We start from the raw sequence: 19,452 nt of genomic DNA on the forward strand, positions 1-19,452 counted from the left end.
AGCAAGATGAGCATGACGGTGGGCTTTATCGGCCTTGGCAATATGGGCGGGCCTATGGCGCTGAATCTGGTCAAGGCCGGTTATCGGGTGCAGGGTTTTGACACGGTCAAAGCCGCACAAGAAGCAGCGCAGGCCGGTGGGGTGGTGCTGGCCGCCACCGCGGCCCAGGCGGTGCAGGGCGCCGATGCGGTGATCACCATGCTGCCGTCGGGGCCGATCATGCTGACCGTCTGGCAACAGGTGATCCCGGCGATCAAGGATGGCGCCTTGATCATGGATTGCTCGACTGTCGACATCGACTCGTGCCGCAAGGCGCATGATCTGGCGGCCGCGCGGGGCCTTGCGGCACTGGATGCGCCGGTTTCGGGCGGGGTGGGCGGTGCGGTGGCCGCCACGCTGACCTTTATGGCAGGCGGTTCGCAAGCGGCCTTTGACCGTGCCACGCCCCTGTTGAGCGCCATGGGCAAAAGCCTGACGCATTGCGGCGACGCGGGCGCCGGGCAGGCGGCCAAGATCTGCAATAACATGATCCTTGGCATTTCCATGATCGCGGTAGGCGAGGCCTTTGCCTTGGCCGACAAGCTGGGCCTGTCGCGGCAGGCGCTGTTTGATGTGGCCTCAAAATCCTCGGGCCAGTGCTGGAGCCTGACGACCTATTGCCCGGTGCCGGGGCCGGTGCCGACCTCGCCGGCCAATAACGGCTACAAGCCGGGCTTTGCGGCGGCGCTGATGCTGAAAGACCTGCGGCTGTCGCAGGATGCGGCCAATGGCGCTGGCGCGCAGACGCCCCTGGGGGCGGCGGCCACCGCGCTTTATGCCGCGATGGATCAGGCCGGAGAGGGGGGGCGCGACTTTTCTGCCATGTTCGAGCGGTTGGCCGAAGGCAAGGCGTAACGCAGCGGCCAAGCGGCCGTCAGGGGGGGAAGATGGAGTTGAAAGGAGCGGTCTTTATCGTCACCGGCGGGGCCTCGGGCCTTGGGGCGGCGACGGCCGAGATGCTGGTGGCGGGCGGCGCGCAGGTGGTGCTGGCCGATATCAGCGCAAGCGAGGGAGAGGCGCGGGCCAAGGCGTTGGGCGCGCAGGCGCGCTTTGCCCAGACCGATGTGGCCGATGAGGGCGCTGCACAGGCGGCGGTTGGTTTGGCGCAATCGGCCTTTGCCGGTTTGCACGGGCTGGTCAACTGCGCAGGGATCGCGCCGGGGGAAAAGACGGTGGGCCGCGATGGCCCGCATGGGCTGGACAGTTTTTCCCGCGCGATCCGTGTGAACCTGATCGGCAGTTTCAACATGGCCCGCCTTGCCGCTGCGGCCATGGCCGCGCAGGCGCCCAATGCCGGGGGCGAGCGCGGCGTGATCATCAACACCGCCAGCATTGCTGCCTTTGACGGGCAGGTGGGCCAGGTGGCCTATGCCGCCAGCAAGGCCGGGGTGGCGGGCATGACGCTGCCCATGGCGCGCGATCTGTCGCGGCTGGGCATCCGGGTGATGACCATTGCCCCCGGCCTGTTCCAGACGCCGATGATGGCGGGCCTGCCGCAAGAGGTGCAAGACAGCCTTGGCGGCACGGTGCCCTTTCCCCCGCGGCTGGGTCAGCCTGCCGAATATGCGGCGCTGGTGCGCCATATCATCGAAAACCCCATGCTGAACGGCGAGGTCATCCGGCTGGATGGCGCCCTTCGCATGGCCCCAAAGTGAGGTCAGCCATGTTTCACGCAACGATGAAATTCGACTTGGGCGAGGATGTCGCGGCGCTGCGCGACATGGTGCACGCTTGGGCGCAGGCCCGCGTCAAGCCGATGGCGGCGGCGGTGGATCAGGGCAATGCCTTTCCCAATGAATTGTGGGCGGAAATGGGCAGTCTTGGCCTGCTGGGCATCACCGTGGCCGAGGCGTTCGGCGGCGCGGGCATGGGTTATCTGGCCCATACCGTGGCAACCGAGGAAATCGCCCGCGCCTCGGCCAGTGTGTCGCTGTCTTATGGCGCGCATTCCAACCTGTGCGTCAATCAGATCAAGCTGAATGGGACTGACGACCAGAAACGCAAATATCTGCCGGGCCTGATTGCCGGCACCAAGGTCGGTGCGCTGGCCATGTCAGAACCGGGTGCCGGGTCGGATGTGGTGTCGATGAAGCTGCGGGCCGAAAAGCGCAACGGCTATTATGTGCTGAAGGGCAACAAATACTGGATCACCAACGGCCCCGATGCCGATACGCTGGTGGTCTATGCCAAAACAGACCCCACGGCCGGCAGCAAGGGGATCACCGCCTTTCTGGTCGAAAAGACGATGAAGGGTTTTTCCACCAGCCCGCATTTCGACAAGCTGGGGATGCGCGGGTCGAACACGGCGGAATTGATCTTTGACGATGTCGAAGTGCCGTTTGAAAACGTGCTGGGCCAAGAGGGGCGCGGCGTACGCGTTCTGATGTCGGGGCTGGATTATGAGCGCGTGGTGCTGTCGGGCATCGGCCTTGGCATCATGGCGGCCTGTCTGGACGAGGTGATCCCCTATCTGCAAAGTCGCGAACAATTTGGTCAGCCGATCGGGAACTTCCAGCTGATGCAGGGCAAGGTGGCCGATATGTATGTCGCGCTGAACACCGCACGGGCCTATGTCTATGAGGTGGCCAAGGCCTGCGACCGGGGCGAGGTGACACGACAGGATGCGGCGGGGGCGGTGCTTTACGCCAGTGAACAGGCCATGGTGCAGGCGCATCAGGCGGTGCAGGCGCTGGGCGGAGCGGGGTTCTTGAACGACAGTGTGGTCAGCCGCCTGTTCCGCGACGCCAAGCTGATGGAGATCGGCGCAGGCACCAGTGAAATTCGCCGGATGCTGATCGGGCGCGAAGTGCTGGCACAAGGATGACAGGCCCCCAGACCAAAGGGTGTGGGCAAGGCCCACACCCCGTGTCCCCCGGTCGATCTGGCGGGGCCTTAGAATTTGACGATGTAAGACGCGCCAACGACCACCGGGTTGACCTTGACCCGTCCGATATTGGCCCCGTTCAGATAGACGTCCGAGGCGATGTCGATATAGCGCAGATCCATGCGCAGGGCCGCCGTTTCGGTGATGGCGAAATCAGCGCCGACATGGGCGGCAAGGCCCCAGCTGTTTTCGATTTTCAGATCGCCAAGGGACGAGCGATCTTCAAAGAATGTGGTATAGTTGACCCCAACCCCGACAAACGGCGTCACCTTGCCCCCGGTGGGAAAATGGTAGTTCACGGAAACGGTCGGCGGCAGGTGTTTGGTGCTGCCGATATTGGCGCCGCCCAGATTGATATCATGCTTGAACGGCAGGGCGGCCAGAACCTCGATCCCGATATTGTCGCGGACAAAATATTCAAAGGTAAAGGTCGGGCGGGCATTCCCGTCGATTTCGGTCTGGGCCCCGGCCAGAATACCGTTGTTGGATTTCGGGCTGACATAGCCGATCCCGAAACCCATGGTCATGTCACCCGCAGATTGGGCCAGGGATGGCGTGGCAAGGCAAGCGGTGGCAGCAAGGGCGAGGGCAATCGTTTTCATGGCGCTTCTCTCAGGTTGGTTTCGGCCAGACCTTGGGCTGACATGCGGGCCAATCACCTTGACCTGAATCAAATCCGGGCGATGCCGCCCTGTGGCAATCTGGCGCATAACATGCTGATTTGTAATGAAAAGTTAAATCCAGAATATCGCATTTCCGGGGTGGCGGCAGCACGGGCGCGCTGTGCCGGGGCGATGATGGAATGTCTTGGGGGAAGCCACGCATGAAACTTCGCTCGGCCTTGTTGCCCAATTCCGAAACCGCGCGCGCGAACAGGGCCGCGCATCTGAAGATGCTGGATCAGGTGGCCACTGCTGCCCGCACTGCGGCGGCGGGTGGCGGCGAGGGGGCGCTGGCCCGCCATGTTGGCCGCGGCAAGTTGCCCCCCCGCGACCGGGTGGCCAACCTGCTTGATCCGGGCGCGCCCTTTCTGGAAATCGGCGCAACGGCGGCGCATGGGATGTATGACGGCGATGCCCCTTGCGCAGGCGTGATCGCCGGGGTGGGCCGTGTGCATGGGCAGGACGTGATGGTGGTGGCCAATGATGCCACCGTCAAGGGCGGCACCTATTACCCGATGACGGTGAAAAAGCACCTGCGCGCCCAAGAGATCGCCGAGGCCTGCCATTTGCCCTGCGTCTATCTGGTCGACAGCGGCGGTGCCAACCTGCCCAATCAGGATGAGGTCTTTCCCGACCGCGACCATTTTGGCCGCATCTTTTTCAATCAGGCCACCATGAGCGCCAAGGGCATTCCCCAGATCGCTGTGGTCATGGGGTCCTGCACTGCGGGCGGGGCTTACGTTCCGGCCATGTCCGATGTCTCGATCATCGTGCGCGATCAGGGCACGATCTTTCTGGCGGGCCCGCCCTTGGTGCGCGCCGCAACCGGAGAGGTGGTCAGCGCCGAGGATCTGGGCGGCGGCGATGTGCATACCCGCCTGTCGGGTGTGGCCGATTATCTGGCCGAAGATGATGCCCATGCCCTGGCATTGGCCCGCCGCGCGGTGTCGCATCTAAACCGGGGCAGGCCCGGCACGGTGCAATGGCAAACGCCCGAAGACCCGGCCTATGATCCCGATGAGTTGCTGGACGTGGTGCCCGCCGATCTGCGCACCCCCTATGACATCCGCGAGGTGATTGCCCGCGTGGTCGATGGCAGCCGCTTTGATGAATTCAAGGCCCGTTTTGGCGAAACACTGGTCACCGGCTTTGCCCATGTCATGGGCTGCCCGGTGGGGATCGTGGCCAATAATGGGGTGCTGTTCAGCGAAAGCGCGCAAAAAGGGGCGCATTTCGTGGAATTGTGCAGCCAGCGTGGCATCCCGCTGGTGTTCTTGCAAAACATCACCGGCTTCATGGTGGGCCGCAAATACGAAAACGAAGGCATCGCCCGCCATGGGGCCAAGATGGTCACCGCCGTTGCCACCACCAAAGTGCCGAAAATCACCCTGCTGGTGGGCGGCAGCTTTGGGGCGGGCAATTACGGCATGGCAGGGCGGGCCTTTTCGCCGCGCTTTTTGTGGTCCTGGCCCAATTCGCGCATCTCTGTGATGGGGGGGGAACAGGCCGCAGGCGTTCTGGCCACGGTTCGCCGCGACGGGATCGAGCGCAAGGGCGGCACCTGGTCGGCTGAGGACGAGGCCGCCTTCAAACGCCCGACAATCGAGATGTTTGAAACCCAAAGCCACCCCCTCTACGCCAGTGCCCGGCTGTGGGATGATGGTGTCATCGATCCGCGCCACACCCGGCAGGTTCTGGCCCTGTCGCTGATGGCCAGCCTGAACGCCCCCATCGAGGAGACGCGCTTTGGCCTGTTCCGGATGTGATGCCATGACCTCTGTCTATCTTCATCTGTTCCTAAATATCCCCGGGGGTCCGGGGGCAGGCAGCCCCCGGTGCGCGGGCACGGCCCGGAGAGCGTCTGATGTTTGACAAGATCCTGATCGCCAATCGCGGCGAAATCGCCTGCCGCATCATCGACACCGCCCGCAAACTGGGGGTGGCAACGGTTGCCGTCTATTCCGATGCCGATGCCCGGGCGCGCCATGTGCAGATGGCCGATCAGGCGGTGCCGATCGGCGGGCCAGCCCCCCGCGACAGCTATCTGCGCGGCGAGGCGATCATTGCCGCAGCCTTGGCCACCGGGGCGCAGGCCATCCACCCCGGCTATGGCTTTTTGTCGGAAAACCCGGATTTCGTCGATCAGGTCACGGCGGCGGGGCTGGTGTTCATCGGCCCTTCGGCGCAGGCGATCCGGGCCATGGGGTTGAAGGATGCCGCCAAGGCGCTGATGGAACAGGCCGGGGTGCCGGTGGTGCCGGGCTATCACGGCACCAACCAGGATCCCGAACATCTGGCCGGCGCGGCCGAGGCGATTGGCTATCCGGTGCTGATCAAGGCGGTGGCGGGGGGCGGCGGCAAGGGGATGCGGCGGGTCGATGCCCCAGCCGATTTCGCCACGGCGCTGGCATCGGCGCGGGCCGAGGCCGCCAATGCCTTTGGCAATGAGGCGGTCCTGATCGAGAAATACATCCTGTCGCCCCGCCATATCGAAATGCAGGTCTTTGGCGATGGCCGTGATGCCGTGCATCTGTTCGAACGCGACTGTTCGCTGCAACGGCGCCACCAAAAGGTGATCGAAGAGGCCCCGGCACCCGGCATGACCGATGGCATGCGGGCGGCCATGGGGGCGGCGGCGGTGCGTGCGGCCAAGGCGATTGGCTATGCCGGGGCGGGCACGATCGAATTCATCGTCGATGGCTCGGACGGGCTGCGCGAAGACCGGTTCTGGTTCATGGAGATGAACACCCGCCTGCAGGTCGAACATCCCGTGACCGAGGCGATCACCGGCCTTGATCTGGTCGAATGGCAGTTGCGCGTGGCGGCGGGCGAGCCTTTGCCGCTGCGACAGGATCAGATTTCCCTGACCGGCCACGCCTTTGAGGCGCGGCTTTACGCCGAAGACGTGGCGGCGGGGTTTTTGCCCGCCACGGGCACCCTGGCGCATCTGGCCTTTCCACCGGGCTGCCGGGCCGATACCGGGGTGCGCTCGGGCGATGTGATCAGCCCCTGGTATGATCCGATGATCGCCAAGGTGATCACCCATGGGCCAACGCGGGCCATCGCGCTGTCGCAACTGGCACGCGCGCTGGACGAAACCCATGTGGCGGGCACGGTGACCAATCTTGGGTTTCTGTCGGCTTTGGCGCGCCACCCCGGTTTTGCGGCGGGGCAGGTGGATACTGGCTTGATCGGGCGCGATCTGGCCGCGCTGACGGCGGTGCCCGTGGCCGGGGACATGGATCTGGCCTTGCAGGCGACCGCGGTGCTGGCGGCGGCTGATCTGCCGCAGGGGCCGCTTGCGGGCTTTGCGCTGTGGGGGGGCTTGGCGCATACCGTTGCCGTGACAGGCCCTGAGGGCGTGATCGCGGCGCAGATCACGCTGACCGCCGCCGACCGGGCGACGGTGACGCTTGGCGGCACATCGGTGCAGGCCCATCGTGGCCCTGCCGGATGGTCGGTTGCGGGCCAGCCGCCGTTTACGGTGGTTCTGGCGGGCGGCATTCACGTTTTTGCCCCCGGCCGCAGCCTGACGGTGCAGCGCCATGATCCCCTGGCGCGCGATGCGGCGGCGGGCGCGGGCAGCGATGTGACGCTGGCGCCGATGCCGGGGTTGGTCAAGGCGGTGGCGGTGGTTGCCGGGCAGGCGGTGGCGCAGGGCGATGCCCTGTGCATCCTTGAGGCAATGAAGATGGAACATGCCTTGCGTGCCGCGCGTGACGGTGTGGTGGCCGAGGTTCTGGTGCAGAACGGTCAGCAGATCGAGGCCGGGGCCGCGTTGATCCGGCTGGAGGCCGAGGCATGATCACCTTGCATCACGTCGCCCAGTCGCGCAGCTTTCGGGTACTGTGGTTCTGCCACGAAGCAGGCCTGCCGTGTCAGGTGATCCACCACAGCTTTTTCGACAAATCCCTGCGCAGCCCGGATTTTCTGGCCTTGTCGCCTGCGGGGCGGGTGCCTGCGGTGCAGGTGGATGGGCAGGTGATGTTCGAAAGCGGGGCGATCCTTGACTATCTGGCCGAAACCCATGCGCCGCAGTTCCACCGCGCGCCGGGAACGGCCGATCGCATCGCCTATCTGGAATGGCTGCATTTCGCCGAAACCATAGCCGTGTCTCTGGCGATCCTGACGAAGCACCACATCGTCTTGCGCGAAGACCACATGCGCAGCCCCACCGTGATGCGGCTAGAGGCAAAGCGGCTGGAGAAATCCTTGCTGGCCGCGGCGCGGGCGCGGCGGGGCCAGGGCGTCTGCGGTGCCTTTTCGGCGGCGGATGTGGCGCTTGGCTATGGCCTTGTGATCGGGCAAAAGTTCTTGCGCTATACCGACCCCGCACTGACGGAATGGCTGGCCGCCCTGACCGCGCGCCCGGCCTTTCAGGCGGCCTTGGCCCAAGATGGCGTGCCGCAGATCTATACCCGCGATTTCTATGAGGCCCCCGATGACTGAGCGGGTCGAGATTTATGAGGTTGGCCCCCGCGACGGGTTGCAGAATGAGGCGCGGCTGATCCCGGTGGCCGATAAGCTGCGGCTGATCGACATGTTGGCCGATTGCGGCTTTGCCCGGATCGAGGCCACCAGTTTCGTCAGCCCGAAATGGGTGCCGCAGATGGCCGATGCGGCGCAGGTGATGGCGGGCGTGCCGCGCAGACCGGGCCTGCGCTATGCGGTGCTGGTGCCGAACCTCAAGGGCTATCAGGCCGCGCGGGACGCAGGGGCCGATGAAGTGGCGATCTTTGCGGCGGCCAGCGAGGGCTTTTCCCGCGCCAATCTGAACGCCAGCATTGCCGAAAGCCTTGATCGCCTGCGCCCGGTGGCTGAGGCTGCGCTGAAGGATGGTCTGGCCTTGCGCGGCTATGTCTCGGTGGTCACCGATTGCCCCTTTGACGGGCCGGTGGCACCGGGGCAGGTGGCGCGTGTGGCCGCTGATCTGGCGGCCATGGGCTGCCATGAGATCAGTCTGGGCGAAACGCTGGGGCGCGGCCAGCCTGCGCGCGTGGCCGACATGCTGACAGCGGTGTTGGCCGAGGTGCCCGCCAACCGTCTGGCGGGGCATTTCCATGATACCGGGGGCCTTGCCCTGCAGAATATTGATGTGGCGCTTGCGGCTGGTGTGCGGGTGTTTGATGCGGCGGTGGGGGGCTTGGGCGGGTGCCCCTATGCCCCCGGTGCGGCGGGCAATGTGGCGACCGAGGCGGTGGCCGCGCATCTGGCGGCTTTGGGGTTTGACACCGGGCTTGATGCCGCAAAGCTGGCCCGGGCCGCAGATTATGCGCGGGGGTTACGGGGATGACGATGGCCTATGACACGATCAGCGTGGTGCCCGATGACCGGGGCATCGTGCAGTTGCGGATGAACCGGGCAGACAAGCGCAACGCCCTGTCGGCGCAGATGATTGCCGAGCTGACGGATTTCGCCGCTCAGGCAGGCCCGCGCCGCGATTGGCGGGCGGTTGTGCTGACGGGGGCGGGTGATGTGTTTTGCGCTGGCGGCGATCTGGGCTGGATGCAGGCGCAGATGGCGGCTGACCGGGCCACGCGGATGGCCGAGGCGAAAAAGCTGGCGCTTATGCTGAAGGCGCTGAACGATCTGCCGCAGCCCCTGATCGGTGTGGTGCAGGGCGGGGCCTATGGCGGTGGGGTGGGCCTGTGCGCGGTCTGCGATGTTGTGGTGGCGGCCGAAGATGCGCGCTTTGGCCTGACCGAAACGCGGCTGGGGCTGATCCCGGCGACGATTGGCCCCTATGTGATCGCCCGTATGGGCGAAGGTCTGGCGCGGCGGGTGTTCATGTCGGCCCGCCTGTTCGGCGCGGCCGAGGCACAGGCGTTGAACCTTGTGGCGCGCGTGGTGCCAGCCGCCGATCTGGCCCGTGCCGCCGAGGCCGAGGCCACGCCCTATCTGGCCTGTGCGCCCGGCGCTGTGGCCGCCGCCAAGGCATTGGCGCGCAAGCTGGGGCAGGGGGCGACAGATGCGATGATCGACGCCAGCATCGCGGCCCTTGCCGATACATGGGAAACCCATGAGGCGCGCGAGGGCGTTGCCGCCTTTTTCGACAAGCGCAAGGCAGCCTGGGTGCGGGGCTAAGGCCGCTGAAACAGGCGCGACACGATCGGGGCCAGCAGGATCACGATGATGATGCGCAGCAGGTGGTGGCTGACCACATAGGCCAGATCCGCCCCGGCAATGATGGCAATCACCACCATTTCTGCCTGCCCGCCGGGCAGAAAGGCCAGAAAGGCATCCAGTGCGGGGGCCACGCCCGTCAGGTGGATAAGTTCGAAAAAGCCCAGCGAAATCAGCGCCAGGATCATGGCATACACCACGCCCGCGCCCACATCGACGCGCAATTCGCGCCAGGTGATGCCCGTATATTTCACCCCCACCGCAATGCCGATAAAGAATTGCGCGGCCCAGATGATCTCGGCAGGTGGTCTGGTGGTGATGATCCCGGTCAGGGACAGGGCCGCCGTCATGATCATCGGCCCCAGGATCGAGGCCCCGAACAGGCCCACACGCTCGGCCAGTTTCCAGCCGCTGAAACAGGCAAAGACCATCAGCGCGATTTGCACCGGGTCCATGCTGCTTGCGGGTTTGCCGGGGGCCTGGGTCAGATCCACCCCCCAATAGGCCACCATGATCAGCGGCGCCACGGTCACGATGACCAGTACCCGTGTGGCATGGATCAACGACAATGCGCGCGGGTCGCCCCCGGCCTCTTCGCCAAAGATCAGCATATCCTGCAACCCACCCGGCATGGCGGCATACCAGGCCGTCGGGTGGTTAAAGCCAAAGCCATAGCGAAACAGCGGATAGCCAATCGCCCCGATCAGCGCGATAAAGACCGGCACGAACAGCAGCGAGGTGGCGAAATCGGGCAGGTGCTGCACGGTGGCTGGGGTGATTGAACTGCCAACCGCCACCCCCAGAAAGGTGCGCATGAACGTGCCAAGGCCCCCCGCATCCTGCATCTTTGCCCCGGCCAAAGCCGCCACCAGACAGGCGGCAAGCGGGCCCAAAAGCAACGGCAGCGGCAGGCCCATCAGCGTGAACAGCAGCGCGCCAAGGGCGGCGATGGCAAAGGTGGTCACGCGGCCCTTGGTTACGAAGGTCACAGATCAGCCTCGGCCAACAGATGTGCCCATTGCGCGCCGTGCATGTCACGATCGGCCGCCGACCCCTGCACAACCGGGCGCGGGATCGAGAATTTGACGACGTTCAGATCGGCGATGTCAAAGCGCTTTACCAGTTGCAATTCGGTGCCATAAAGCCGCGCCACGGTTTCGGTTTTCAACTGCGTGCAGACCTTGGCAAAGGCTGCGTCACTGCCGCAGAAGATGTCGATGGTCACCCAGAATGGCCCGGCATTCTTGGACCGCACTTTCAAGACGTGATCGGCCAGTGTCATGCGCCCACCTCGGTGACTGTCAGGCGGAAGGCCTGCATTGGATCGGCCAGTTCCATCACATGGTTCAGCGCGAATTCATACAGCGCGCCCCGGTCGGTGGTGGCGGGCGAGTAGGGGAAGGCAAAGGTTGGCAATTCCTCATCCTCGGTCAGCGGATAATGCAGAACAAAGGGGTTGATCAGCTTGCCGATCTCGGCGGCGATGCCTTGGGTCTGGGCGGTGACGATGCCCAGCACCCCCACCTCGACCGGGGTGCCTGTGCGGTTTTCCAGCGCGCCCAAGGCGCCGTCTACCCCGATCAGGCGAAAATCAAGGCTGTAATCGCCGGGTGCAAGGCCCATGCGGCGCTGGATTTCGATGGTCAGAAAACCGTGCAGCTTTTCGACCCAGGCCCTTGCATTTGCGGCATAATGGGCGTCGCGCAGCACGGACAGAATGGTGGTCTGATAGCCCGCGATGCGCGCGCCCTCCAGTTTCACCGTATAGCGACCGGGCACCCATTTTGATCCCTCGACCCGCACGCGGCGATCATCCAGCGCGGTATAGCGGGCGCCCCGCACATCCAGATAACCGCCCGGTTCATACAGTTGGAACGGGTCGGAATTTTCGTAAAGCATATGGGCCGATACCGAATGCGGGGTGCACAGCGCGGTTTTGTGCATCGCCTCGACCGTAAAGCCGGTTTCGTCGAAATCAACGACGATCACGCCGGACGTGGGGTTGGTTGAACACAGCGCCCCACATTCGGCGATCTTGGCACCATGCCACGCCCCCCCGGCATGATCGCCCCGCGAAAGCGGCAGGGCGGCGATGGTGGCGGTGTCGGTGGTGCGCCCGGCGATGATGATCTCGGCCCCGGTGGCAAGGGCGGCCTGTATCTGCTCGGCCCCGGCCAGTGCCACGATATTGGTCATGGATCCGATCACCTCGGCCGAAATCTCGGGGGCGGGGGTCAGCGGGGTGATCTGGCCCGCATCCAGCGCGGTGACGATCTGGTCGGGTGACTGGCTGGAATAAAGCCGCGCCACGCGCAGGCTTTGGCCCAGTTCCTGTGCCAGCTCGACCGTGATCTGAAACATCCAGTCCACAGTGGCATCGGCCCCGCAGGTGCCGGCTGTGCCGATGATCAGCGGCACCCCCGCTTGGGCGCGGGCCAGCATCAGGTCGCGCCATTCCGATTTGGTGGCGGCGCGCGAATATTTCGACTGCCCCGCCCCCAGAGAGAAGGGCCCACTGTCGGTGGACCCCCCGTCGATTGCGATGATATCGGGCCCCATGGCCACGCCACGGGCCAGTGCCTCTCGGTCAAAGCCAAGTCCAAGAACGCCCGAGGGCACGAGAACGCGGGTTGGCATCAGATGTGTCTCCGTCAATCGCCCGTCAGGTCGTCGTGCGACACAAGGCTGGGTTTTTTCAGGCGGCTGCGCAGGAAGATGGGCGCAACAAAGCCGAGGACCGCCGCCAGCCACAGCCCGATCGAGATCGGCGACGAGAACAGATAGGTCCAGTCGCCATCAGACAGCACCATGGCCCGGCGCAGGTTGTCTTCCATCGAATTGCCCAAAAGGATGCCAAGGATCACCGGCACGGTCGGGATGTCCAGCTTGCGAAACACCCAGCCCATCACACCAAAGCCCACCATCAGCATCATGTCAAAGGATGATCCGGTCAGCGAGAAGATGCCGACAAAGGCCACCATCGTGACACCCGGCAACAAGATCCAGCTTGGCACCGACAGGATGTGGACGAAAACCTTGACCATTGGCACGTTCATCACCAACAGCACGAAGTTGGCGATCAGCAGGGCCGCGATCAGGCCCCAGACCACGTCGGGCCGTTCGGTAAACAGCAGCGGGCCGGGGGTGATGTTCAGCGTCAACAGCAGCGCCAAGAGCACGGCGGTGGTGCCAGAGCCGGGCACACCCAGCGTCAGCATCGGGATCAGCGCGCCCCCGGCTGCGGCGTTGTTGCCAGCCTCGGGTGCGGCCACGCCTTTGGGGTTGCCTGTGCCATAGCTGGCCTTTTCCGCCTCGGGCGCGGTGGCCTTTTCCGTCATATAGGCCAGGAACGACCCCAGCGAGGCGCCAGCCCCGGGCAGGATGCCGGCCAGAAAGCCGATGCCCGAGCCTTTCAGCATGGCCCAGCGGGTGGACCACAGCTTGCGCCAATCAACCACGATCTTGCCCAGCTTGACGCCGATGGCGCTGTCTTTGCCGTGGCTTTCGATAAAGTGGAACACTTCGGCCACCGCGAACAGGCCCACGATGGCCACAAGGAAATCAATCCCGTCCATCAGATGCAATTCGCCAAAGGTAAAGCGCGGCATGCCGGTGGTCTTGTCCATCCCGATCATGGCAATCGCCAGACCCAGTGCCGCGGCCAGTGCGGCCTTGGCCTGATTGTTCGACCCGATGCCACCAAGGGTGCAGAACGCCAGCATATACAGCGCGAAATATTCAGCCGGTCCGAACTGATAGGCGACACGGGCCAGCAGGGGCGACAGGAACATCAGCCCCAAGGTGGCCAGAAACGCGCCCACGAACGAGGCCACGCCCGAAATCACCAGCGCATCCGAGGCATAGCCCTGCTTGGCCATCGGATAGCCGTCAAGGCAGGTCATCATCGCCGGTTCATCGCCGGGAATGTTCAGCAGGATCGAACTGATCCGCCCGCCATACATGGCCCCGTAATAAACGCTGGTCAGCAGCACCAGGGCCGAGATCGCATCAAGGCCCATCGAAAAGGAAATCGGGATCAAAAGTGCTACGCCATTCGATGGCCCAAGGCCCGGCAGCGCGCCGATGATGGTGCCGACAAAGCAGCCGATCACGGCCAGAAGCAGCGTCCAGGGCGACAGCGCAATGCTGAACCCCAACGCAAGGTTGGTAAGGATATCCATGGATGTCTCCTGTCAGCCCATCAGGGCGCGCGGCAGGCCCTGAAGGCCAAGGCCGAGGATGACTTTGAACAGAACGAACAGCCCGACGCCAAGGCCAAGCCCGGCAAGGGCAGCCGGAACCGGGCGCGGGTTGATCATATAGCTGAGCAGCCCTGCCACGATGACGGTCGGGATGATAAAGCCCAAGGGCCTGATCGTCATGGCATAGGCCAGCAGAATGGCCGTGGCGAACGCCAGCTTGCCAAACATCACAAGCCCCGGCCATTCGGTGTCGGGATCGGGTTTCAGCACCATCACAAGGGCGCAAAGTGCCACAACGGCGGCCACCAGATAGGGAAAGACGCGCGGGCCGACTGGGTCAGACATGAACGAGGTCTGGATGTTGGTGGCGCTGAGGACATACCCCAGCGCCAAAACAAGCATGAACAGACCGAAAATACGGTCTTTTGCCATTACTGGATGACCCCGATTTCCTTGGAAAGCGCGACTTCATCAACGATGACGCCATCAACCCAAGCCTGGAAATCGCCACCGATCTTGGTGAAAGGCGCAAGGCCGTTTTCCGCCATGACCTGCTGCCACTGCTCGCTTTCAGCCACGGCGCGCAACTTGTCGGCCCAGGCGTTATACTGGTCGTCCGAGATGTCTTTGGGGACATAAAGGCCGCGCCAGTTGACCGCGATCACGTCAAAGCCCTGTTCGCGGGCGGTGGGAATGTCGTCAAAGCCGGCAACACGCTCTTCTGACAGAACGGCCAAAGCGCGCACATCGCCCGATTTGATAAAGCCGGTGATTTCCGACATGTCGCCCGTCATGGCTTGGGTAAAGCCGCCGATGGTTTGGGTGATCGCATCCGCGCCGCCATCAACACCGATATATTTGATCTTGGTGATGTCGGTGAAACCGGCGGCTTTCATCACGCGCAGGGGTTTCATATGGTCGAACCCGCCCACGGCCGACCCGCCGGCAAAGGCAACCGAACCCGGATCAGCCTTGATCGCCTCGACCAGATCGCCCAGCGACTGGAACGGGCTGTCCTTGGCCACAACGATCACACCCGGATCGCCGCCAATGGCCCCCAGAAAACGAACCTGATCGGCGGTCGCACCGGCAAAGGCGTTTTGTGCCAGTCGGGTGGTGGTGGCCGACGATGCGGCAACGATCAGGTCGGCATCGCTGTTGCGCTCGGTCACGACATGGGCAAAGGCCACGCCCCCGCCAGCACCCGCCATGTTGGTCACAACCATCGGGGCATCGATCGCGCCGACTTCCTGCATGATGCGGGCCACCTGACGGCAGGTGAAATCCCAGCCGCCGCCGGGGTTGGCCGGGGCGATGCATTCGGTGGCAAGGGCCGAGGTCGAGGCCAGCATCAGGCCGAAAGCGCCCAGTCCAAAGGCGCGGAACGTCGTAGTCATATGATTTCCTCCCAGAATTCTTGGTGCATCCCCCGCTGTTCCCTGTGTGGGCGCTTGGGGCTTGCGAGCCGCAGTCAAAGCTGGAAAGCTGACACCAACCTGTCACGCGATGAAAAAATTGGCGGACAAGCGAGAGGGTGCATGAGATTCCTGCTGATCGAGGACAATGCGGATCTGGCCGGATCGGTCGCGGCGCGGCTGTCGCTGGATGGGCATGCGGTTGATCTGGCAGGCTGTTTGGCCGAGGCAGAAGATTGCCTGCGCGTGGCCAGCTATGATCTGATCTTGCTGGATATCATGCTGCCCGATGGCGATGGCCGCGATTTTCTGGCCCGGCATCGGCTGGCCGAACGCCAGACACCGGTAATCGTGATGACAGCGCGGTCGGCCGTCAGTGACCGGGTCGATGCACTGGATACCGGCGCGGATGATTATATCACCAAGCCTTTCGACTTTGCCGAGCTGGAGGCGCGGTGCCGGGCCGTGTTGCGCAGGCGCGGTGGGGCGGCGCAGACGCAGCGCAGCTTTGCCGATGTGGTCTTTGACCCTTTGGCCGCCACCATGCTGGTGGCGGGCGAGGCGCGTGATCTGCGGTCGCGCGAAGTGCGGCTGTTCGAGCTGTTTCTGAGCGCGCAGGGGCGCATCTTGTCGAAAGAGCATCTGGTGGACCGGCTGTTTTCCTTTTCGGAACCGGTCAGTGACAATGCGATCGAGGTCTATGTCGGGCGGTTGCGCAAAAAGCTGCTGGGCAGTCGGGCGCGGATTGAAACCGTGCGGGGCCTTGGCTACCGCCTGACCGAGGGTTAGGCCCGTGGCCCTGTCTTTGCGCCGCCGTCTGGTCTGGCAGTTGCTGGCTTTGGCGGCGGTGCTGGCTGTGGGGCTGTATCTTGCGGTGCGGATCGGGGCAGACCGTGCGTCCGAGGCCACGCTGGACGCGGTGCTGGGGGCCGCGGCGCAGGGCTTGGCCGAAGAGATGCGCAGTGTCGAAGGCGGGGTCGAGATCGACCTGCCGCCCGGCACATTCTCGATGCTGGCCGCGATGGGCGAAGAGCGTATATTCTATCGCATCGATGTGGGCGGGCTGACGGTGACGGGCTATGACGATCTGCCCTTGCCCGCGGCGCTGCCCACGGCCCTGGTGCCGGTCTTTTACACGGTGCCGTTCCGCGATGCGCAGGTGCGGGTTGCGGCTGTGGCCCGTTCGATCCGGGTTGAAGGGCGGGCGGAAAAGGTGCTGGTCCTGATGGGGCAGACCCGCCAAGGGCAGCAGGCGATTGCCGATGACCTTGGCAACCGGGCGGCAGCTTTGGGGTTGGCGGTGTTTCTGGCCGCCATTCCGCTGTCGCTGTTCGTGGCGCGGGGCCTGATCGGCCCGGTTGACCGGCTGGCCGAGGCGGTGGGGCGGCGCGGCCCGCGCGATCTGCGGCCCGTGCGCCATCCGGCCCCGCGCGAATTGCAGCCCTTTGTCACGGCCCTGAACAGTTTTATCGGGCGGCTGCGTGGCACGTTGAACCAGACCGAAACCTTTATCGCCGAGGCCGCGCATCACATTCGCACCCCCCTTGCGGTCATGCGCAACGAGGCCGAACTGGCCCTGCGCCAATCGAATGAAGAGGCGACGCGCGCGCGCCTGCGCGGGCTGATCCGGTCGGCAGATGATGCGGCGCGCTCGGCCGGGCAGTTGCTGGATCATGCCACGGTTCTGTATCGCGCCGATCAGGCCGAATGGGCGCGGCTGGACCTGACCGCCATGGTGCGCGCCGTGGCCAAGCGGCTGGACCCGGCCGCCGAGATGAAGGACATCACCCTGTCGCTTGACCTGGACCCGGCGCTGCCGGTTGACGGTGACGCGGTGTTGCTGGAGGCGGCTTTGCGCAACATCCTGGACAATGCGATCAAATATTCGCCCGCTGACACGCTGATCGAGATCACGGCCCGTTCTGGTGACGGGATGGCGCGCATTCATGTCAAAGACCGTGGGCGCGGTTTGGGCGCGGCCACGCCCGAACGCCTGAAACGCCGGTTCCGGCGCGGTAGCAATGTGACTGATGTGGCAGGCTCGGGACTTGGGCTGACGATTGTCGAAGAGGCCGCCACCGCCATGGGGGGCCGGTTTTCACTGAAGAACAGAGAAGGAGGCGGCGCATGCGCATTCTTGTCCTTGCCCTTGGCGCGGCCCTAGGCCTGTGGCTGGCGGCCTTTGCCCCCGTGCGGGCCTTTGAGATCGAGGATGAGCGCCAGTTCGGGCCAAGGGGCGTCACCCCGCTCGAGGTGCTTTCGACCACCGATATTTCCATCTTGCAGCCGGTGATCACCGCTTGGCTAGAGGCCAATCCCGGCATGGGGCTGCATTATGTGATGGCCTCTAGCCAAGAGGTGTATCGCGCCATTGCCGAGGAGGACCGTCAATTTGATGTGGTGATTTCTTCGGCCATGGATTTGCAGATGAAGCTGGCCAATGATGGCAAGGCGCAGGCGCTGCCCGAAGATGCGATGGCACGCCAACCCGGTTGGGCGCGGTGGCGCGATGTGCTGGTGGCTGTGGCGCAAGAACCGGTGGTGCTGGTGCTGTCTGATGGTGCCCTGCCCAAGGGCCAAGAGCCGCCGCGCACAAGGCGTGAACTGATTGCGCTGCTGCGCGACAACCCCGACTGGTTTCGCGGCAAGGTGGGCACCTATGATCCGGCGATTTCGGGCGCGGGCTATCTGTTTGCCGCCCAGGATGCGCGGCTGTCTGACACGTTCTGGCGCCTGGCCGAGGTGATGGGGCGGCTGGATGCCCGGCTTTATTGTTGTTCTTCGGCCATGATCGACGATCTGCGCGCGGGCCGGTTGCTGGTGGGGTATAATGTGCTGGGGTCTTATGCCCTGGCTTGGGGCGGGCAGGGGTATCGCATCATCGAGCTGGAGGATTTCACGCTGACATTGCTGCGCACCGCGCTGATCCCGCGGCGGGCGCCGAACCCGGACGGGGCGGCTGATTTCCTGCGCTATCTCTTGTCGCCCCTGGGCCAAAGCCTGATTGCCGAAGGCGCAGGCCTGCCTACGGTTGAGGCCGCAGCGTTCGAGCGCCACCCGCATTTGCGCCCGATCCGGCTGGACCCCGGTCTTCTGGCCGCCCTCGACAGCGTCTCGCGCCGCCGGTTTCTAGAGGAATGGCGGGCCGCAATGGTGCAGCCCTAGGGCCGTCAGTCCGCCAGCGTGATCCAGACCGGCACATGGTCTGACGGTTTGTCGCCCGCCCGGCAGGCTTTGTCGATGCCCACATCTGTCAGCCGGTCGGCGGCCTGTGGCGACAAAAGCAGATGGTCGATGCGGATGCCGTTGTTCCGCTCCCACGCGCCGGCCTGATAATCCCAAAAGCTGTAGTGGCCCGGGCCCTGAACACGGGCGCGGAAGGCCTCGGTCAGGCCCAGATTGACGATCCGGCGAAAAGCCTCGCGGCTGGCGGGCAGATAAAGCGCATCTGTGGCCCAGGCCTCGGGCTTGGCGGCATCTTCGGCCTGCGGGATCACGTTGTAATCACCTGCGCACAGAAACGGCTCTTCGCTGGCCAGCAGCGCGCGCACCCGCGCCTCCATCCGGGCCATCCAGGCCAGTTTGTAATCATATTTCGGGCCGGGGGCGGGGTTTCCGTTCGGCAGATACAGCCCGCACACCCGCACCGGGCGGCGGCCCATCACCGTGGCCTCGATCCAGCGGGCCTGCTCGTCGCTGTCATCCCCGGGCAGGCCGCGGGTCACATCCTCCAGCGGCAGCTTTGACAGGATCGCCACGCCGTTAAAGCTTTTCTGGCCATGGGTGACGGTTTGGTAACCCATGTCCTCAAAGATCTGGCTGGGAAAGCCTTCGTCAACGGATTTGATCTCTTGCAGGCAAACGACATCGGGCTGGGCCGTTTCCAGCCAGCGGGGCAAAGCCTCGATCCGGGCCTTGATGCCATTGATGTTGAATGTCGCAATCTTCATGCGGCCCCCGCCTGTCTGGATGCCCAAGCTATCCCCGATGCGGGCCCGCAAGGCAAGCACAGAGCAGCCTTTTCTGCGGTTCTGCCCTGGGCTGAGTTATCCACAAGAAATACAACCAAAGGTAGACAAATGAATTGCGAATCGCGGTCTGGTTGCTAGCGTGAGTCATGCCAAAAC

19 protein-coding genes are annotated in these 19,452 nt (G+C 64.4%); 11 read left to right on the forward strand and 8 right to left on the reverse strand.

The features are described from left to right. Positions 1 to 12 precede the first annotated feature (12 nt). From mmsB to V3C85_RS04965, 3 genes are read left to right on the forward strand one after another with little or no spacing between them, the layout of a single operon-like run. Positions 13 to 894: a 3-hydroxyisobutyrate dehydrogenase gene (mmsB, locus tag V3C85_RS04955; protein ID WP_331794158.1), complete on the forward strand. Its 882-nt coding sequence runs from the start codon at positions 13 to 15 to the stop codon at positions 892 to 894. 32 nt (positions 895 to 926) lie between these two features. Then, on the forward strand, positions 927 to 1,694 hold the full coding sequence (locus V3C85_RS04960; protein WP_331793979.1) for a 3-hydroxyacyl-CoA dehydrogenase: 768 nt from the start codon (positions 927 to 929) through the stop codon (positions 1,692 to 1,694). A gap of 8 nt (positions 1,695 to 1,702) precedes the next feature. Further along, a complete protein-coding gene (locus V3C85_RS04965) occupies positions 1,703 to 2,863 on the forward strand; it encodes an acyl-CoA dehydrogenase family protein (protein ID WP_331793980.1) in 1,161 nt (386 codons plus the stop codon). Positions 2,864 to 2,931: 68 nt separating this feature from the next. On the opposite strand, the gene V3C85_RS04970 is transcribed toward V3C85_RS04965, so the two are convergent. Next, entirely contained in the window at positions 2,932 to 3,525 is a 594-nt protein-coding gene (locus tag V3C85_RS04970) for an OmpW/AlkL family protein (RefSeq protein WP_331793981.1), read from the reverse strand. 221 nt (positions 3,526 to 3,746) lie between these two features. Between V3C85_RS04970 and V3C85_RS04975 the strand changes: the two genes are divergently transcribed. The 5 genes from V3C85_RS04975 to V3C85_RS04995 all read left to right on the forward strand — a co-directional run bounded on the left by V3C85_RS04975 (position 3,747) and on the right by V3C85_RS04995 (position 9,669). Further along, on the forward strand, positions 3,747 to 5,351 hold the full coding sequence (locus tag V3C85_RS04975; protein ID WP_331793982.1) for a carboxyl transferase domain-containing protein: 1,605 nt from the start codon (positions 3,747 to 3,749) through the stop codon (positions 5,349 to 5,351). 98 nt (positions 5,352 to 5,449) lie between these two features. Continuing rightward, the gene (locus tag V3C85_RS04980) at positions 5,450 to 7,390 is read left to right on the forward strand and encodes an ATP-binding protein (RefSeq protein ID WP_331793983.1); all 1,941 of its coding nucleotides are present in this window, start codon (positions 5,450 to 5,452) and stop codon (positions 7,388 to 7,390) included. After that, the gene (locus V3C85_RS04985) at positions 7,387 to 8,034 is read left to right on the forward strand and encodes a glutathione S-transferase family protein (protein WP_331793984.1); all 648 of its coding nucleotides are present in this window, start codon (positions 7,387 to 7,389) and stop codon (positions 8,032 to 8,034) included. The genes V3C85_RS04980 and V3C85_RS04985 overlap by 4 nt, the downstream gene beginning before the upstream one ends. After that, on the forward strand, positions 8,027 to 8,878 hold the full coding sequence (locus tag V3C85_RS04990; RefSeq protein WP_331793985.1) for a hydroxymethylglutaryl-CoA lyase: 852 nt from the start codon (positions 8,027 to 8,029) through the stop codon (positions 8,876 to 8,878). Before V3C85_RS04985 ends, V3C85_RS04990 begins: the two co-directional genes overlap by 8 nt. 2 nt (positions 8,879 to 8,880) lie before the next feature. Next, entirely contained in the window at positions 8,881 to 9,669 is a 789-nt protein-coding gene (locus V3C85_RS04995) for a crotonase/enoyl-CoA hydratase family protein (protein WP_331793986.1), read from the forward strand. Here the strand turns inward: V3C85_RS04995 and V3C85_RS05000 are convergent. From V3C85_RS05000 to V3C85_RS05025, 6 genes are read right to left on the reverse strand one after another with little or no spacing between them, the layout of a single operon-like run. Further along, positions 9,666 to 10,697 (reverse strand): AbrB family transcriptional regulator, encoded by a 1,032-nt coding sequence (locus V3C85_RS05000; protein ID WP_331793987.1) that lies wholly within the window; start codon positions 10,695 to 10,697, stop codon positions 9,666 to 9,668. The two genes, V3C85_RS04995 and V3C85_RS05000, sit on opposite strands and share 4 nt — an antisense overlap. Further along, positions 10,694 to 10,990, reverse strand: a complete 297-nt coding sequence (locus tag V3C85_RS05005; RefSeq protein WP_331793988.1) for a DUF4387 family protein — start codon at positions 10,988 to 10,990, stop codon at positions 10,694 to 10,696. The genes V3C85_RS05000 and V3C85_RS05005 overlap by 4 nt, the downstream gene beginning before the upstream one ends. Continuing rightward, positions 10,987 to 12,345 carry an acyclic terpene utilization AtuA family protein gene (locus tag V3C85_RS05010; protein ID WP_331793989.1) on the reverse strand — a complete coding sequence of 453 codons (1,359 nt, stop codon included), beginning with the start codon at positions 12,343 to 12,345 and terminating at the stop codon, positions 10,987 to 10,989. Before V3C85_RS05010 ends, V3C85_RS05005 begins: the two co-directional genes overlap by 4 nt. Before the next feature lie 14 nt (positions 12,346 to 12,359). Further along, complete coding sequence (locus V3C85_RS05015; RefSeq protein ID WP_331793990.1) at positions 12,360 to 13,889, reverse strand: tripartite tricarboxylate transporter permease; 1,530 nt, start codon at positions 13,887 to 13,889, stop codon at positions 12,360 to 12,362. 12 nt (positions 13,890 to 13,901) lie between these two features. Further along, the gene (locus tag V3C85_RS05020; protein WP_331793991.1) at positions 13,902 to 14,342 is read right to left on the reverse strand and encodes a tripartite tricarboxylate transporter TctB family protein; all 441 of its coding nucleotides are present in this window, start codon (positions 14,340 to 14,342) and stop codon (positions 13,902 to 13,904) included. Beyond that, positions 14,342 to 15,307: a Bug family tripartite tricarboxylate transporter substrate binding protein gene (locus V3C85_RS05025; RefSeq protein ID WP_331793992.1), complete on the reverse strand. Its 966-nt coding sequence runs from the start codon at positions 15,305 to 15,307 to the stop codon at positions 14,342 to 14,344. Before V3C85_RS05025 ends, V3C85_RS05020 begins: the two co-directional genes overlap by 1 nt. A 141-nt stretch (positions 15,308 to 15,448) precedes the next feature. On the opposite strand from V3C85_RS05025, the gene V3C85_RS05030 reads away from it, so the two are divergent. From V3C85_RS05030 to V3C85_RS05040, 3 genes are read left to right on the forward strand one after another with little or no spacing between them, the layout of a single operon-like run. After that, the gene (locus V3C85_RS05030; RefSeq protein WP_331793993.1) at positions 15,449 to 16,114 is read left to right on the forward strand and encodes a response regulator transcription factor; all 666 of its coding nucleotides are present in this window, start codon (positions 15,449 to 15,451) and stop codon (positions 16,112 to 16,114) included. A gap of 4 nt (positions 16,115 to 16,118) precedes the next feature. Next, complete coding sequence (locus tag V3C85_RS05035; RefSeq protein ID WP_331793994.1) at positions 16,119 to 17,489, forward strand: sensor histidine kinase; 1,371 nt, start codon at positions 16,119 to 16,121, stop codon at positions 17,487 to 17,489. Continuing rightward, positions 17,453 to 18,490 (forward strand): ABC transporter substrate-binding protein, encoded by a 1,038-nt coding sequence (locus V3C85_RS05040; RefSeq protein ID WP_331793995.1) that lies wholly within the window; start codon positions 17,453 to 17,455, stop codon positions 18,488 to 18,490. The genes V3C85_RS05035 and V3C85_RS05040 overlap by 37 nt, the downstream gene beginning before the upstream one ends. A 5-nt stretch (positions 18,491 to 18,495) precedes the next feature. Here the strand turns inward: V3C85_RS05040 and xth are convergent, their stop codons facing one another. After that, positions 18,496 to 19,275, reverse strand: a complete 780-nt coding sequence (gene xth / locus V3C85_RS05045; protein WP_331793996.1) for an exodeoxyribonuclease III — start codon at positions 19,273 to 19,275, stop codon at positions 18,496 to 18,498. Positions 19,276 to 19,452 lie beyond the last annotated feature (177 nt).

It is taken from the genome of Pseudotabrizicola sp. L79, from assembly GCF_036553525.1.
Lineage (GTDB): Bacteria > Pseudomonadota > Alphaproteobacteria > Rhodobacterales > Rhodobacteraceae > Pseudotabrizicola.